Genomic DNA, 15,554 nt, shown 5'->3' on the forward strand with positions numbered 1-15,554 from the left:
CTAACGACTTTCTTGGCCCCCTCCGCCCCTCTTCCTTTTGTGGGTGGGCGTTTGTGCTCGTCTCTTGCCCGACGGGGACCCCACACCCCCGCTCACAGCGTCAGGCGGCGGTCGTCGAGGCGGCGTCCTCCCCGAGCTCCTCGTCGCACTTGCGCGTCACGACGAGCACCGGGCAGGCGGAGTGGTGCAGCACCGCCTGGCTGGTCGAGCCGAGCAGCAGGCCGCGGAAGCCTCCACGGCCCCGCGAGCCGACCACGACGAGGTCGGCGCCGGTCGAGAACTCGGTGAGGAGCTCCGCTCCCGTGCCGTCGAGCACGTGCCGCTTGATCGTGACGCCGGGGTTGGCGTCCTGCGCCCGGTCGACCGTGACGTCGAGGCCGGCCTTGACGTCGGCGAGGACCGTCTCGTGGTCGATCTGCGACGGAAGCCAGGCGAGGATGCCTGCGCCGCCACCGAGCGGCACCCCGGCCACCGCCACCAGCTCGGCGTCCCACGCCTTCGCCTGCGCGACCGCGTGCTTGAGGGCCACCTCGGCGGAGGGCGACCCGTCGACCCCGACCACGATGCGCCGCACCTCGTGGACGACGTCACCGTCGCGCCGCTCGGCGGCTTCGGCACCGTCGTCGCCGCCGCGGTACGGCACGACGACCGTCGGGCAGTGCGCGTGCGCGGGCAGCGCCGACGAGACGGTACCGAGCAGCCGCTCCGTGAACCCGCCCTTGCCCCGCGTGCCCACGACGGCGAGCGCGTGCTCCCGGGACATCTCGACGAGCACGCCCGCCGCGTCGCCGGTCGCGACGGTGCCCTGCACGGGCACCCCGGCGGCAGCCACCCGCGCCTCGGCCTCGGCGAGGACCGCCTTGGCGCCCTCCTGGATCGCGGTGTCGTCCAGCGCCGCGTACCCGCCGTCGAGCGACGCAGCCGTGAACGACGGCAACGAGTAGGAACAGACGACGTGCAGCCCCCACCCCACGCGCCGCGCGTACGCGGCGGCCCAGTCGAGGGCGTGCAGGCTTGCTGCAGACCCGTCAACACCTACCAGGACGACCTCAGGCCGTGTCATCTTGCGCCTCCTGTCCGCTGGCGAGGAGCCCGCCCTCGTCATCGAGGGCGCCTGGTTCAAGCGTAGCGAAAGGTTGGCGCAAGGCACAGCAAAGCGCCCCGGTACCGAGGTACCGGGGCGCTCTTGCGGCGCGGGTCAGGCCTGGACGCGCAGGAACGTCGGGCTGGACTGCCAGATGTCCCGGATGCGGGTGTCCCAGCCGTCGGGGCGGGAGGCGTCGATCTGCTGGCCGTTGCCGATGTAGATCGAGATGTGACCCGGGGACCAGATGAGGTCGCCCGGCTGCGCCTCGGAGGCCGAGACCACGGAGACGTTCGAGGCGTAGCGGATCGCGCTCGACTGGTGCGGGAGGCTGACGCCGACCTGCGCGTACACGTAGGTGACGAGGCCCGAGCAGTCGAAGCCGGCCGGGGTGGAGCCACCCACGACGTACGGCGTGCCGATGTAGCGGTGCGCGATGGAGACGACCTGGGCGCCGATCGACGAGCCCGACACCGTGGTGGAGGCCGCCGGGGCCTCCGTGCGCTCCACGGAGCGGGAGACGGTCTCGGTGCGCGTCTCGACGACGGGCTCCGGCTCCGGCTCCGGCTCAGGGGCCGGGGTGATCTTGGCACCGGAGACGACCTTCTTGCTCAGCGTCTCGACGTCGACCTTCGCCTTGGCCTGGACGGTGACGACCGGAGCCGCCTCCAGGGCCTCGCGGGCCTGGTCGCTCAGAGCGCCCAGGTCGACGGTGCTGAGCTTCTTCGACGCGTCGTGGTCGACCGGGGCCGCCTGCGCGGCACCCGCGCTGGCGAAGGTCGAGACGATCAGTCCGCCGGCAGCGGCGACGACGGCGGCGCGGCGGCCGGTCGCGGTCTGGACCAGCCCGCCGAGCGGACGGCGCGCGGCGCGATGCCGGGCGCGCGTGGTACGTGCGTTCACGTGTTCCCTCTCCTGTCGCCTACGAAGTCAGCTGTCGGGTTCGGGTGGGAGAAATCACCCGGCCGCGCGGACCGAAGTCCGTGTGGCTTCACCCCAAGGACACCGTGGTTCTGGTGCCCGGAAGTGGGTCCCCCGCCCCTGCCAGGAGGTTGCGGTTCTCGACCGGCGGCAGGGCTCGGCGTTCCGGTCGAGAATCGGCGGGTCACCGCCGAATGGATGACACCGTAGCGGACCGGCGCGGCAATGTCACGTTTCGATCACAGGTCCTGTGGACAGCCCGTCGCGAGGCGCGTCGGCCCAGGTCGAACCGGTTCCCGGGGCATGACGAAGCCCCGCCACGCGGAGGCGTGGCGGGGCGTCGTCAGGACGCATCGGACGGACTCAGCCGACGCGGATGAACGTGGGGCTCGACTGCCAGATCGCGCGGTACTTCACGACGTCGCCCGGCTTCGGGGCGTCGATCTGCATGCCGTTGCCGGCGTAGATCGCGACGTGGCCCGGCGTCCAGATGAGGTCGCCCGGCTTCGCGGCCGAGGCGGAGACGACGGTGCCGGCGTAGCGCTGCGCCGACGAGGTGCGCGGGAGGTTGATGCCGACCTGCGCGTAGACGTACTGGGTCAGACCCGAGCAGTCGAAGCCCGACGGGCTGCTGCCGCCGGAGACGTACGGGACGCCCACGTAGCGCATCGCGATGGACACGATGGCCGAGCCGTTGGCCGAGGCCGGGACAGCGGTCTCGACGGCGGTGCGGTCCTCCGAGCGCGAGGCCGAGTCCGTGGACCGGGAGTCCGTGCCGGCGGAGTCGGCGGTCGTCGTGCTCGAGACCTGCTCGACGACGGGCTCCGGCTCGGGGGCCGGGGTGATCTTGGCGCCCGCCGCGATCTTGGCGGTGAGCTTCTCGACGTCGACCTTCGCCTTGGCGTCGACGGTGACGACCGGGGCGGCCTCGAGGGCCTCGCGCGCCTGGTCGGTCAGCGCGCCGAGGTCGACGGTGCTGAGCTTCTGGGCGGCGTCGGTGTCGACCGGGGCGGCCTGCGCGGCACCCGCGCTGGCGAAGGTCGAGACCAGGAGGCCACCGGCGGCGGCGACGACGGCCGCGCGGCGACCGGCGGCACCCGTCGGGGCGATGGCGATCGGGCGACGGGCGGCGCGATGCCGGCCCTGGCTCGTGCGTGCGGTCACGTGTCTACCTCTCCTGTCGCCTGCGAGGTCAGCTGTCGGGTTCGGGTGGGAGAAACACCCGGCCTTCCGGGCCCGAGTCCAGGCCCTTTCGGCTTCACCCCGAGGACGTCGTCACCGACGCCCGAAGTGGGTCCCCCGCTCCTGCCGTGCGGATGTCCGTGGAGCTCGGCCGGTGGCAGGGTTCGGCGTCCGGTCGAGCGCCCACCGGCTGTGCACCGGCGAGCGCCCCCGACCGTACCGGAAGACCCGGGGCGATGTCACGCTGCGGTCACGATCTGGCGCGCCGGCGCTGCCGGGGCGTCCCCGCGCTGGTCAGCGGCTCGCGACGAAGAGGTGCCGCGCCAGCTCCTCGGGCAGGTCAAGCACGACGCCCGACCCCTCGACCTCGACCGTGACGTCGTCGCCGGCGGCCCGCGCCGTGATCTGCGCCCCCGGGACGAGCCCGGACTCGGCCAGGCGGGCCAGCAGCTCGATGTCCACCTGGAGGGGCTCGGCGATGCGCTGCAGCACCAGGTCCTTGCCCTCGCCGTCGACCTCGCCCGCGACGCGCGCCGCGGCCAGCACCGCCGGCAGCGACTGCACGCCCTCGAGGAAGGGCACGTCCTTGTACTGCTCGCCCAGCTCCGACAGCCCGGGGATCGGGTTGCCGTACGGGTCGGCGTGCGGGTGGTCGAGCAGGGTCACGAGGCGCTTCTCGACGAGGTCGCTCATCACGTGCTCCCAGCGGCACGCCTCGGTGTGCACGTGCTCCCAGTCGAGCTTGATGACGTCCGTGAGGAGCCGCTCGGCGAGGCGGTGCTTGCGCATCACGCGGGTCGCCTTGGCCTGCCCGGCCTCGGTGAGCTCCAGGTGCCGGTCCCCCGTGACGACGACGAGCCCGTCACGCTCCATGCGCGCCACCGTCTGCGACACCGTGGGGCCGGAGTGCCCCAGGCGCTCCGCGATCCGGGCGCGGAGCGGCGGGATGCCCTCCTCACCGAGCTCGTAGATCGTCTTGAGGTACATCTCCGTGGTGTCGATCAGGTCGGTCACGTCCACTCCCGTCTTTCGGCGCGGCCTAGTCTATTCGCACGCGTGGGCGCAGGCGGGGTCGCGCGGCGCCGTCGTGCGTGCTCCCCGCGCCATCCTGCCCTGCGCCACCGACGACCCGCTCCCCCGCCCGGAACCGGAGACACCATGCCCGCCGCGCCGACCGTGCCTGCCCAGCCGACCCTCGTCATCCCGCCGTCGCTCCTGCCGGGCGACGGACGGTTCGGCTCCGGCCCGTCCAAGGTCCGCTCCGCGCAGGTCGCCGCGCTCGCCGCCGCGGGCGACCCCGCGGCGCCCGTCCTCGGCACCTCGCACCGCCAGCCGCCGGTCAAGGACCTGGTGCGCCGCGTGCGCGCCGGGCTGGCCGACCTGTTCGCCCTCCCCGACGGCTACGAGGTGGCCCTCGGCAACGGCGGGTCCTCCGCCTTCTGGGACGTCGCGACGGCGTGCCTGGTCGAGCGGCGCGCGCAGCACGCCGTGTTCGGCGAGTTCGGCGGCAAGTTCGCGGCCGCGACCACCCGCGCCCCGTTCCTCGCCGACCCGGACGTCGTCCGGGCCGAGCCCGGCACGGTCGCCCGGCTGCGGCGCGAGGACGGCGTCGACGTCTACGCGACCCCCCACAACGAGACCTCCACCGGCGCGATGGCGCCCGTGCGCCAGGTGCAGGACGCGCGGGCCGACGGCGCGCTGCTGCTCGTGGACGCGACGTCGGGCGCGGGCGCGCTGCCCGTCGACCTCGCCGACACCGACGTCTACTACTTCGGCCCGCAGAAGGTGTTCGCCGCGGACGGCGGCCTGTGGCTGGCCGCGCTCTCGCCCGCCGCCGTCGAGCGGGCCGAGCGGGTCGAGGCGACCGCCGGGACGGCCACCGGCCGGTGGGTGCCGGAGTTCCTCTCCCTGACGACGGCGCTCGCGAACTCGCGGCTCGACCAGACCCTCAACACGCCCGCCGTCGCGACCCTCGTGCTCCTGGCCGAGCAGGTCGAGTGGCTCGTGGAGCAGGGCGGGCTCGCCTGGTCGAGCGCGCGGTGCGCGGAGTCGGCGGGCGTGCTCTACGACTGGGCCACGGCCCGCGACTGGGCGACGCCGTTCGTCGCCGACCCGGCGGAGCGTTCCACCGTCGTCGCGACGATCGACCTCGACGACGCGATCGACGCGACGGCCGTCGTGCGCACCCTGCGCGAGAACGGCGTCGTCGACGTCTTCCCGTACCGCAAGCTCGGCCGCAACCAGCTCCGCGTGGGCGTCTTCCCCGCCGTCGAGCCCGACGACGTGCGCGCCCTCACCGCCTGCGTCGACCACGTCGTGGAGCACCTCGGCTGACGGCGGCGGCCGGCCCGGCCTCGCGGGAGCCGGCAGACCTGCAGATCAGGAGCCATTTTTCACCCGCTAGGTCACGGGCTGATAACGTGCCGCCTCGTCCTGTTCGGGCGAGGATGCCGGGAGGCCCCCCATGCCGGAGATGCACCATTTCACCTACGGGTTGATCACGCCCGTGCTCGCGTACGTCGCGTCCTGCCTCGGTGCGGCCACCGGCCTGTCGGCCACCTCCCGCGCCCGCGCGGCCACCGACACCAAGACCCGCGCGGTCTGGCTGCTCGTGGGCGCCCTCGCCATCGGCGGCACGGGCGTCTGGGTGATGCACTTCATCGCCATGCTCGGCTTCACGGTGACGGACATGCCGATCAACTACGACATCCCGCAGACGGTGCTCAGCGCCCTGGTCGCGGTGGTGGTCGTCGCGATCGGGCTCTTCATCGTGGGGTTCGCCGGCGACCGGCCGGTCTGGCTCGTCTCCGGCGGCATCGTCGCGGGGCTCGGCGTCGCGACGATGCACTACATGGGCATCGCTGCCATGCGGATGTCCGGCGGCATGGAGTTCTCGATGCCGGTGGTCGGGCTGTCCGTGCTCATCGCGATCGTCGCGGCGACGGCGGCCCTGTGGCTCAGCGTCAACGTGCGTGGCAGGGGCGCGACGCTGGGCGCGGCCCTCATCATGGGCGTGGCCGTCAGCGGCATGCACTACACCGGCATGGCCGCCCTGACCATCACCGGCACCCCGGGCGTCCCCACCAGCGGCACGACCGCCATCGACCTGCTCGGCCCGCTCATCCTCGGGATCGCGGCACTCACGGTGGCGCTGGTCTTCGTGGTCCTCATGTGGCCCACCGAGGACGAGATGCGCGACCAGCAGGAGTTCGAGGCCCGGATGCGGCGGCGGGCGGGCACGTCCGGGCACGCCACCCGGCACGCCGCGCGGCGCGAGCCGACGCCGCGCCACTGACGGTCGGCCACCGAGGCCGGCCGACGACTGCTCAGGCCGAGGTCGGCACCCGCTCGGCGTCGGCCCGGCTGAGCTCGCGGCGCACGCCGTCGCGGGTCGTTGCGCCCTGCAACGCTTCGCGGTCGAGGTAGACGACCTCGAGGTGCGGACGGCTCAGCACGCGGTAGCGGACCCGCAGGTGCCAGCGGCGCACGGCCCACACCGTCGCCGCGGCGGCGACGAGGAAGGTCGCGATCGACCCGACGAGGATCGACCAGCGGGGCCCCCAGGCCTCGCCGATCCAGCCGACGATCGGCGACCCGATCGGCGTCGCACCCTGGAAGATCATCACGTAGAGCGCGATGACGCGGCCGCGCATCGCGGGGTCGGTGGAGACCTGCAGCGCGCTGTTCGCGGCCGTCATCATCGTGAGCGACGACAGCCCCACGGGGATGCACGCCACCACGAACGACGCGTAGGTGGGCATGAGGCCGAGCACCGCCGTCGAGATCGCGAAGGCGAACGCGGACCCGATGACGAGGCGCACGCGCGGGCGGTCGCGACGCGCGGCCAGGAGGGCGCCGGCGAGGGAGCCGATCGCCAGGACCGAGCCGAGGATGCCGTACTCCCCCGCGCCGCGCCCGAACTCGACGCGCGCCATGAGCGCCGAGGTGAGCTGGAAGTTCAGGCCGAAGGTCGACACCACGAACATCACGACCATGATCACGACGATGTCGGAGCGCCGGCGCACGTACTGCACGCCCTCGCGGATCTGCCCCTTGGCCCGCCGCGGGGCGGGCTGCGGCCGCAGCTCGCGCACGCGCATGAGCGCCAGGGCCGCGATCGTCGCGCCGAAGGTGACGCCGTTGATGACGAACACCCAGCCGGCGCCGACGGCCGCGATGAGCAGGCCCGCGACGCCCGGGCCGATGAGCCGCGCGGCGTTGAACGACGCGCTGTTCAGCCCGACCGCGTTGGGCAGCTTGTCGGCGGGCACCATGTCGGCGACGAAGGTCTGGCGGGCGGGGTTGTCCAGCGCGGACACGACGCCGAGCAGCAGGGCGAACACGTAGACGTGCCACAGCTCGGCCCGGCCGGAGAGCACGAGCGCGCCGAGCCCGAGCGCGAGCACGCCCATGCCGCCCTGCGTGGCCATGAGGAGGCGGCGGCGCGGCAGCCGGTCGGCCAGCACGCCCGCCCACGGGGAGAGCAGGAGGAACGGGAGGAACTGGAGCGCCGTGGTGAGGCCGACGGCGATGCCGGAGTCGTCGCTGAGGTCGGTGAGGACGATCCAGTCCTGCGCGATGCGCTGCATCCACGTGCCGACGTTGGCGACGAGGGCGGCCGAGAACCAGATGCGGTAGTTCGTGTACTTGAGGGAGGAGAAGGTGGCGCTCATCGATCGAGCTCCCCGGTCGGTTCGTCGCTCGCGGGGGCCACGGATCTCCTTCTCCTCGGGTGGGTCGTCTCCCTGAGCAACAGGGTATCGAATCGTTCTATTCCTTGCCCTGCGGTGACCCGTGCCACGTCGTCGCCGGGGTCGAGTACGGTATGCGCCGTGCGCACCGAGATGTCCCTCGCGGAGACCCTGAACGAGCTCGGCCTCCTCGGAGGTCGAACCCTGCCCCGCTTCGTCACGTCCGTGGGCGGGGCCGGCGACCAGCTGGAGGTCGTCGCCGACGCCCGCGCGGTGAAGAACCTGCCCGGGCCTCTCAAGCTCGCCACCCGCCTGGTCCCCGCGGTGCGCTCGCGCCTGCGGGTCGAGAGCTTCGACGGCGGCGTCGCGGTGCTCACGGTGGACGCGAGCGCGGGCGGCCTCCCCGCGCACAAGCTCCTGGGGCTGGCGGCGAACCGCATCGAGTCCGTCCTCGCGGCCAAGGGCCTGCCCGCCGGCTCCGTGCAGCTGCGCAGCGACGCGCGGATCGCCCTCGACGTGCAGCGGCTGCTCGCCGCGCGCTACCCCGGCACCGTGGTGCAGGGCATGACGTTCGCCGACGGCCGCGTCGCCGTCGACACCGCCGCCTGACTCTCGTCCCTCGTTGTGGGTGCTCAGCCGCGGGCGGCGATCTCGGCGGCGAGGCCGGAGGCGTCGAGGTAGTCGTCCCACCGGTAGGCGACGACCTTCGCGACACGGGGCCGCGCCAGCGCGACCTGCCGGTCGAGGGTCGCGAGGTCGGTCGACGCCCGGTCGCCCACCCGCCCCGTCGGCCGGAATGCCTCGACGTTCGCCCACAGGGTGACGCCGCGCACCGCCGCCGCCTCCGCGTAGAGCGTCGCGGTCGAGCCGGCGTACGCCTCCTCGTAGGTGGTGTCGCCGACGATGCCGCGCAGGTCCGCCCGCACCGGCTCGTCCCGCTCGGCGGGGGTGAAGACGCCCACCCGGCCGGTGCCCCCGCCGTCCTGCGGCGCGAGGACCATCGTGACGCCCGCGCGGGTGTCCGCGATCCGCTGCAGCGCCGGGCGGACGGCGGCGACCGGCACGGCGCCGCGTCGCAGGTCCGCGTACGGGCTGACCACCACCCGCTGCTTGTCCCGCGGGAGCCGGAAGCCGACGATGCGGTGCTGCATCTCGTACACCCGCAGGTTGGGGGCCCACGTCGCGGCGTCGGTGAAGACGGCCGTCTCCAGGGTCTGGTAGGCGCCGGCGAAGCCCGGGCTGCGGCCGAACTTCCTGTTCCAGTCCGCCAGGACGCGGGACGTGAACCCGCCGAGGGTCTGCGTGTACGAGTCGTCGGCGACGTAGGGCACGTCCGGGTCCGGCGCGGGCTTCGGCATCCCCAGGTAGACGGACATCCCGAACAGCGCGGCGTCCGCGACCAGGAGCGCGTCCGGGTCCGCCCCGGAATCGTCGAAGGCCACCACGAGGTCGTAGGTGCGGCTCGGCGAGTCGCAGTCGCTGTACCCGCCTTCTACCGGCAGCAGCCACCAGGTGAAGACGCCGGCCGCCGTCGTCGAGCGCCCGTCGCGGCCGGGGCAGAACAGCGCGGCGTCGCCGAACGTCGTCCGGCCGCCGTAGGTGTAGACGTGCCGCACGGAGCCGCCGCCCGTGCGCGAGACCGCGTGCCGGTAGCCGTCCGCGCCGTCCACCGTGAACCCGTCGAACGGGGCGTCGGCCCCCGGGCGCAGGTCCGCCGGAGCGGCCGGCGTGAGCTGGGCGCCGAACGTGACGAGCGTGTCCGCGCCGATCGCGTGCGCCCCCTGCACGGTGGCGCGCGTCGCGCAGCGGGACGGGGAGGTGAAGGCGAAGTAGCCCGTGACGGCGGAGGCCGCGCGCACCGTGCGGTCGGGGCGGTCCAGCCGCTCGCCACCGGGGCACGTGGGCGCAGGGCTCGACGTCGGGTCCGGTGACCCGGGCGGCGTCGCGCCGGACGCCAGGGGCGATGCCTCGGCCGACGACGCCGACGACGGGTCGGGCCCCGACGACGGCGGCGCCGGCCGGGAGCACGCGAGGAGCGTGAGCGCCATCGTCGCGGCCAGCAGCGTCGCGGCCGCCCGCCGCGCCGGGGAGGTCGTCCGTGCCGGGGACGTCATCCGCGGCCCCGCCGCTACTTGACGGTGGCGGGGAGCACCTCGAGGTCGTCGGCGTGCTTGTCGACGTACTTCGCGGCCTTGTCCTTCGCGATCGACGCCATCAGCGGGTCGAACCGGTCGCGGTCGAGCACGACGATCGACTGCCCGTCGTCGCTGCGGCCCGTGCCCGAGTAGGGCGCCGTCATGAAGGTGACGTCGTTGGTGCTGAGCCCGCGCGCGCTCATGTAGAGGTTGCGCATCCGGTCGATCGTGAAGCCGTCGTCCGCCGCCACCGACTTGCTCACCGTGGTGAAGAAGGACGTCATCATGCTGACGTCGTTCCGGTTGTTGTTCACCTTCGCGAGGATGGCGCGCATCCAGTTCTGCTGGCGCTGCACGCGGCCGAAGTCGCCGTTGACGAGGCCGTGGCGCTGCCGGGTGTACGCCAGCGCCTCCTCGCCGGACATCATGTGCAGGCCCTTGGAGAAGAAGACCTGCTTGCCGTCGCCGATGTCCTCCGGCACGCGGATGCGCACGCCGTCGAGGGCGTCGGTCATGGCGGTGAACGAGTCGAAGTCCGTCACGACGAAGTGGTCGATCTTCACGCCCGTGAGGTCCTGCACGGTCTGGATCATCAACGACGGGCCGCCGTAGGAGAACGCCGCGTTGATCTTCGCCTGGCCGTGCCCGGGGATGTCCACCCACGAGTCGCGCGGGATGGAGACGACCTGCGCGCTCTCGCGGTCGGCCGGCAGGTGCACCAGCATGATCGCGTCGGTGCGCTGCGCGCCGGCCTTCCACTGCGACGGGTCGCCGGCGGAGATGCGGCTGTCCGAGCCGAGCACCAGCAGGTTCACGGCCTTGTCGTTCGCCTTGTCGGCCGGCTCCGGGGTGTTCTCGATCCCGGCGAACGGGTCGCCCAGGCGCTCGATGTTGTTATCGAGCTGGTGCTGGAACCACCAGGCGGCGCCGAACCCGCCGGCCGCGAGGACGAGGACGAGGACCCCGACGACGGCGAGGGCGCGGCGCGTGCTGCGACCCTCGGGGCGCGCGTGGCGACGGGGGGACGGGTCACCCACGGCTGCGGGCTTCGGGTCGGCGGTCACTCGGCTCACAGGGCGGGATCCTACGGGCACGGCCGCGGAGGACCTGTGTTCCGTTCGTGACGGTTCCCGCCGTACCATTCGGCCGGTGCGCCCCCGGGCAAGGGACGCACGGTCGGCGACACGGGGAGGCACGGACGATGCGCGGCAGCAGGAGGTCGCCGGCGCGCCGTCCGCGGATGCTGCTCGTCACGCACCACTACCCGCCCGAGCACGGCGCCCCGCAGCGCCGCTGGGACACCCTCACGCCGCGCCTCATGGCGGCGGGCGTGGACGTCGCCGTCCTCACCCCGCCACCGCACTACCCCACCGGGCAGCTCCAGGACCCGCAGGGCGCGCACCGGCCCGGCACGGTCTCGCGCGGTCCGCACGGCGAGCGCGTCGTGCGCACCCGGTTCCGGCCGCACGGCCCCGACCTGCTGTCGCGCACCCGCGACCAGGCCGTCGCCGCCGCGAGCGCCGTGACGCTCGGCCTCAAGCACTTCCGGCAGGCGGGCGAGCGGCCCGACGTCGTGGTCGGCACGGTGCCCGGCATCCCGTCGATGTTCGCGGCGTGGGTGCTGGCCCGGGTGCTCCGCGCACGCCTCGTCATCGAGATGCGCGACGCCTGGCCCGACCTCATCGAGCCGAGCGGGGTGCTCGACACCCGCCGCTCGGTGACGTCGCGGCTGCTCGCGGGCACGCGCGCCCTCGTGCACCGGGCGGTGACGCGCCTGCAGGCGCGCGCCGACGCCGTCGTCACCACCACGGAGACGTTCGCCCAGGTGCTCCTCGAGCGCGGGGTGCGGCGCGTGGCCGTCGTGCGCAACGGCACGTCGTTCCAGCCGCTCACGTCGGACGACGCCCCCGAGGACGACGGCACGGCCGTCCCCCCGACGCGGCCACTGCGCGCCGTGTACGCCGGGACGGTGGGCCGCGCCCAGGACCTGCAGTCCGTGGTGCGGGCGGCCGCGCTCGTGGCCCGGCGTGGGCTGCCGCTGGACGTCCGGATCGTCGGCGCGGGGGCCCGCGTGCCGTTCCTGGTGGACCTCGCGGCCGAGCTCGACGCCCCCGTGACGTTCGTCGGCCACGTCCCCCCGGGCGAGGTACGCCGCTACTACGCGTGGGCGGACACCGTCGTCGTGTCCCTGCGCGACTGGAAGCCCCTGGAGTGGACCGTGCCGTCCAAGCTGTACGAGGTGATGGCCTCCGGCGCGCACGCCACCGCGTGCGTCGCCGGCGAGGCCGCGGCGCTGGTGCAGCGCTCCGGCGCGGGCTCGGTCGTGCCGCCCGGCGACGTCGACGCGCTCACCGAGCTGTGGTCCGGCTGGGCCGCCGCCGGGGAGGTGCCCGGCGTCGACCCCCGCGCCGCGCGCTGGGTGGCCGAGAACGCCGACGACGACGTCCTCGCCGACCGGTACCTCGACCTCCTGCGCGAGCTCACCCACGCCCCGGACGCCCGATGACGCGGCTGCGGGAGCTGGCCCGCAACGCGCGCCTGGCCGCATCGTTCGTGGCGGGCGCGCTGACGACCGACCCGGCATGGCTGGCGCTGCAGGCCGCGCGCCGCACGCCGCCGAGGGTGAGCGCCGTCGTGGTGCCGCGGGTGGAGCGGCTGCTGGGCGACGGGACCTCGAGCGAGGCCGGCCGGCTGCGCGCGGCGTGGCAGGCCGGCGACGTCGCCGACCTGCGCGCCGCCACACCCACGACCCGGGCCGGGCGGCGGGTGCGCGCGTCGCTGCTCGGTCAGGTCGGGCTGCTCGAGACGCCCGTCCCCCCCGGGAGGTCCCACGATGTGGACGGTTCGCGGGGTCCGGCGGGTGAAAAGGCCGCGGACTCCCGGGCGGGTGAGCTTCCCGTCCCCGTCCACCACCACCTCACCAACTCGCTGCCGCACACGCAGAGCGGCTACACCCTGCGCACGCACGCGATCCTCACGGCGCAGCGCGCCGCCGGGCACCGGGTCACCGCGACCACGCGCGCCGGCTACCCCCTGACGATCGGCGTGCTGACCGCGCGCGGGACCGACGTCGTCGACGGCGTCCCCTACGGCCGCCTCGTGCCGCGCCGGATGCCCGCGGACCACGGCCGGCGGGCGCGCGACGGCGTCGACCTCCTCGTGCGCGCGCTCGAGGAGGCGCGGCCCGCCGTCGTGCACGCCACCACCCCCTGGACCACCGGCGACGCCGTGCGCGCCGCCGCCGCCCGGGTCGGCCTGCCCTGGGTGTACGAGGTGCGCGGCCTGCCCGAGGAGACCTGGGCCGCCTCGCACCCCACTCCCGAGGCCCGCGAGCGGGCGGCCGCGTCCGAGCGGTTCGCGCTGCTGCGCGCCAAGGAGACGGGGCTGGCGCTCGCCGCCGACCACGTCGTCACCCTCAGCGGCACGATGCGCGACGAGCTCGTGTCCCGCGGCGTGCCCGGCGGGCGCATCACGGTGGTGCCGAACGCCGTCGACGCGGCGCTGCTCGGCCCCGCGCCGTCGCCCGCCGAGGCGCGCGCCGCGCTCGCGCTGCGCACCGCGCCGCTCGTCGTCGGGACGGTGAGCAGCGTCGTCGGGTACGAGGGCCTGGACACCGTACTGCGCACCGTCGCGCTGCTGCGCGAGCGCGGCCTGGACGTGTCCGCGCTGATCGTGGGCGACGGCGTCGACCGGCCGCGGCTGCTGCGCCTCGCCGACGAGCTCGGGCTGGGCGAGCACGCACTCCTGCCCGGGCGCGTGCCCCGCGACGTCGCCCGCACGTACCTCGCCGCCCTCGACGCCGTGCTCGTGCCCCGCCGGCCCGACCGCGTCACCCGGCTGGTCACCCCGCTCAAGCCCGTCGAGGCGATGGCCCTCGGCCGCCCCGTCGTCGCCAGCGACCTGCCCGCCCTCGCCGAGGTGCTCTCCCCGCTCGACCCCGCCGGGCCGGGCGCCTCCCCCGCCGGCGCCCTCGTCGACCCCGACGACGCCGAGGCGTGGGCCGACGCCGTCGGCCGCGTGCTCACCGACGACGCGCACCGCGCCGCCCTCGTCGACGCCGGCCGCCGCGTGGCCGCCGAGCGCACGTGGGAGCGGCTCGTGGGTCGGTACGCCGACGTGTACGCGGCCGTCGCCCGGGCCTGAGCGGGCCGGCGGCAGGTCGGCAAGAGGTCAGCGCCGCCCGAGGGCGCGGTACTGCCAGCCCGCGTCCGTCCACGCCGTCCGGCTCAGGGCGTTGCGCCCGTCCAGCACGGTCCGCTGCGCGACGAGCGTGCCCACCCGTTCCGGGTCGAGGTCGCGGTACTGCTTCCACTCCGTGAGCAGCAGGACGGCGTCCGCGCCGGCGAGCGCCGCCTCGAGGTCCCGCTCGTAGCGCAGGTGCGGCTGCTTGGCGCGGGCGTTGTCGATGGCCTGCGGGTCGTGCACCGTGACGACGGCACCCAGCTCCGCCAGGCGGGCCGCGACGTCGAGGGCGGGCGAGTCGCGCACGTCGTCGCTGTCGGGCTTGAACGCGGCGCCCAGCACGGTGACCTCGGCGCTCTCGACCATCCCGCCGAGCACCTCGACCGCCAGGTCCACCATCCGCGCGCGGCGGCGCGTGTTGATCGCGTCGACCTCGCCGAGGAATGCGACCGCGTCGCCCGCGCCCAGCTCGTCCGCCCGGGCCCGGAAGGCGCGGATGTCCTTCGGCAGGCAGCCGCCGCCGAAGCCGAGCCCGGCGTTGAGGAAGCGGCGGCCGATGCGCGCGTCGTACCCGATCGCGTCCGCGAGGCGCGCGACGTCGCCGCCCGCCACCTCGCACAGCTCCGCCATCGCGTTGATGAACGAGATCTTCGTGGCGAGGAAGGAGTTCGCCGCGACCTTGACGAGCTCCGCCGTCGGGTAGTCGGTGACGATGCGCGGCACGTCGTCGGCCAGCAGGGGCGCGTACACGGCGTCGAGGACGGCCGTGGCCCGCTCCCCCGCCGCGCCCTCGACGACGCCGTAGACGAGGCGGTCCGGACGCAACGTGTCCTGCACGGCGAACCCCTCGCGCAGGAACTCGGGGTTCCACGCGAGCAGCGCGTCGGGTCGCGCGGCCGCGACCTGGTCCGCCAGGCGCTGTGCGGTGCCCACCGGGACAGTGGACTTCCCCACGATCACGGCGCCCGGCGCGAGGTGCTCGACCAGCGCCGAGAACGCGGCGTCGACGGCGGCGAGGTCGGCCGCCTGACCGTCCGTCCGCTGCGGCGTCCCGACGCACACGAAGTGCACCCGCGCCCCCGCCGCCGCGGCCATGTCCGTGGACACCGTGAGCCGGCCCGTGCCCGTGACCTCGGTCAACAGCTCGTCCAGCCCCGGCTCGAAGAACGGCGCCTTGCCGGCGGCGAGCGCGTCCACCCGGTCGACATCGACGTCCACGCCCACGACGTCGTGCCCCAGCTTCGCCATGCTCGCGGCGTGCACCGCTCCCAGGTACCCGAGCCCGATGACCGAGATCTGCACGTTCGTCGCCCTTCGTCGAGGCGTCCCAGGGACGGCGGCGCGCAGGAGCACGCCGCG

13 protein-coding genes and 2 riboswitches are annotated in these 15,554 nt (G+C 74.5%); of the genes, 5 read left to right on the top strand and 8 right to left on the bottom strand.

Features of this window, described 5'->3' with window-relative positions; genetic code table 11:
- Positions 1 to 100 precede the first annotated feature (100 nt).
- The 4 genes from ACWF41_RS12600 to ACWF41_RS12615 all read right to left on the bottom strand — a co-directional run bounded on the left by ACWF41_RS12600 (position 101) and on the right by ACWF41_RS12615 (position 4,201).
- Positions 101 to 1,063 carry a universal stress protein gene (locus ACWF41_RS12600; RefSeq protein WP_380320805.1) on the bottom strand — a complete coding sequence of 321 codons (963 nt, stop codon included), beginning with the start codon at positions 1,061 to 1,063 and terminating at the stop codon, positions 101 to 103.
- Positions 1,064 to 1,198: 135 nt separating this feature from the next.
- Positions 1,199 to 1,987: a C40 family peptidase gene (locus tag ACWF41_RS12605; protein WP_380320808.1), complete on the bottom strand. Its 789-nt coding sequence runs from the start codon at positions 1,985 to 1,987 to the stop codon at positions 1,199 to 1,201.
- Positions 1,988 to 2,151: riboswitch (cyclic di-AMP (ydaO/yuaA leader) on the bottom strand.
- Between the two features lie 217 nt (positions 2,152 to 2,368).
- Positions 2,369 to 3,169 (bottom strand): C40 family peptidase, encoded by an 801-nt coding sequence (locus ACWF41_RS12610; RefSeq protein ID WP_380320811.1) that lies wholly within the window; start codon positions 3,167 to 3,169, stop codon positions 2,369 to 2,371.
- 3 nt (positions 3,170 to 3,172) lie between these two features.
- Positions 3,173 to 3,350: riboswitch (cyclic di-AMP (ydaO/yuaA leader) on the bottom strand.
- A gap of 131 nt (positions 3,351 to 3,481) precedes the next feature.
- Positions 3,482 to 4,201 (bottom strand): metal-dependent transcriptional regulator, encoded by a 720-nt coding sequence (locus tag ACWF41_RS12615; protein WP_380320813.1) that lies wholly within the window; start codon positions 4,199 to 4,201, stop codon positions 3,482 to 3,484.
- Positions 4,202 to 4,345: 144 nt separating this feature from the next.
- On the opposite strand from ACWF41_RS12615, the gene serC reads away from it, so the two are divergent.
- Together serC and ACWF41_RS12625 are read left to right on the top strand one after the other, a co-directional pair.
- The gene (gene serC, locus ACWF41_RS12620) at positions 4,346 to 5,521 is read left to right on the top strand and encodes a phosphoserine transaminase (RefSeq protein ID WP_380320816.1); all 1,176 of its coding nucleotides are present in this window, start codon (positions 4,346 to 4,348) and stop codon (positions 5,519 to 5,521) included.
- Positions 5,522 to 5,651: 130 nt separating this feature from the next.
- Positions 5,652 to 6,482, top strand: coding sequence for an MHYT domain-containing protein (locus ACWF41_RS12625; RefSeq protein ID WP_380320819.1), 831 nt, complete (start codon positions 5,652 to 5,654; stop codon positions 6,480 to 6,482).
- Between the two features lie 31 nt (positions 6,483 to 6,513).
- On the opposite strand, the gene ACWF41_RS12630 is transcribed toward ACWF41_RS12625, so the two are convergent.
- Positions 6,514 to 7,860: an MFS transporter gene (locus ACWF41_RS12630; RefSeq protein ID WP_380320822.1), complete on the bottom strand. Its 1,347-nt coding sequence runs from the start codon at positions 7,858 to 7,860 to the stop codon at positions 6,514 to 6,516.
- A gap of 159 nt (positions 7,861 to 8,019) precedes the next feature.
- Here ACWF41_RS12630 and ACWF41_RS12635 point away from each other — a divergent pair, with 159 nt between their 5' ends.
- Positions 8,020 to 8,487 (top strand): hypothetical protein, encoded by a 468-nt coding sequence (locus tag ACWF41_RS12635; protein ID WP_380320825.1) that lies wholly within the window; start codon positions 8,020 to 8,022, stop codon positions 8,485 to 8,487.
- A 23-nt stretch (positions 8,488 to 8,510) separates the two neighbouring features.
- On the opposite strand, the gene ACWF41_RS12640 is transcribed toward ACWF41_RS12635, so the two are convergent.
- The gene (locus ACWF41_RS12640) at positions 8,511 to 9,992 is read right to left on the bottom strand and encodes a hypothetical protein (RefSeq protein WP_380320828.1); all 1,482 of its coding nucleotides are present in this window, start codon (positions 9,990 to 9,992) and stop codon (positions 8,511 to 8,513) included.
- Between the two features lie 14 nt (positions 9,993 to 10,006).
- Complete coding sequence (locus tag ACWF41_RS12645; RefSeq protein WP_380320831.1) at positions 10,007 to 11,086, bottom strand: LCP family protein; 1,080 nt, start codon at positions 11,084 to 11,086, stop codon at positions 10,007 to 10,009.
- 128 nt (positions 11,087 to 11,214) lie between these two features.
- Here ACWF41_RS12645 and ACWF41_RS12650 point away from each other — a divergent pair, with 128 nt between their 5' ends.
- Both ACWF41_RS12650 and ACWF41_RS12655 read left to right on the top strand, forming a co-directional pair.
- Positions 11,215 to 12,519, top strand: a complete 1,305-nt coding sequence (locus tag ACWF41_RS12650; protein WP_380346940.1) for a glycosyltransferase family 4 protein — start codon at positions 11,215 to 11,217, stop codon at positions 12,517 to 12,519.
- Positions 12,516 to 14,156: a glycosyltransferase family 4 protein gene (locus tag ACWF41_RS12655; RefSeq protein ID WP_380320836.1), complete on the top strand. Its 1,641-nt coding sequence runs from the start codon at positions 12,516 to 12,518 to the stop codon at positions 14,154 to 14,156. Before ACWF41_RS12650 ends, ACWF41_RS12655 begins: the two co-directional genes overlap by 4 nt.
- 27 nt (positions 14,157 to 14,183) lie before the next feature.
- Here the strand turns inward: ACWF41_RS12655 and ACWF41_RS12660 are convergent, their stop codons facing one another.
- A complete protein-coding gene (locus tag ACWF41_RS12660; protein WP_380320839.1) occupies positions 14,184 to 15,497 on the bottom strand; it encodes a UDP-glucose dehydrogenase family protein in 1,314 nt (437 codons plus the stop codon).
- Between the last annotated feature and the right edge of the window lie 57 nt (positions 15,498 to 15,554).

It is taken from the genome of Isoptericola sp. NPDC055063, assembly GCF_053608125.1.

Coding starts and splice junctions, on each gene's coding strand:
- ACWF41_RS12600 (WP_380320805.1), bottom strand. CDS start 1,063: ATGACACGGCCTGAGGTCGTCCTGGTAGGTGTTGACGGGTCTGCAGCA.
- serC (WP_380320816.1), top strand. CDS start 4,346: ATGCCCGCCGCGCCGACCGTGCCTGCCCAGCCGACCCTCGTCATCCCG.
- ACWF41_RS12625 (WP_380320819.1), top strand. CDS start 5,652: ATGCCGGAGATGCACCATTTCACCTACGGGTTGATCACGCCCGTGCTC.
- ACWF41_RS12630 (WP_380320822.1), bottom strand. CDS start 7,860: ATGAGCGCCACCTTCTCCTCCCTCAAGTACACGAACTACCGCATCTGG.
- ACWF41_RS12640 (WP_380320828.1), bottom strand. CDS start 9,992: ATGACGTCCCCGGCACGGACGACCTCCCCGGCGCGGCGGGCGGCCGCG.
- ACWF41_RS12650 (WP_380346940.1), top strand. CDS start 11,215: ATGCGCGGCAGCAGGAGGTCGCCGGCGCGCCGTCCGCGGATGCTGCTC.
- ACWF41_RS12655 (WP_380320836.1), top strand. CDS start 12,516: ATGACGCGGCTGCGGGAGCTGGCCCGCAACGCGCGCCTGGCCGCATCG.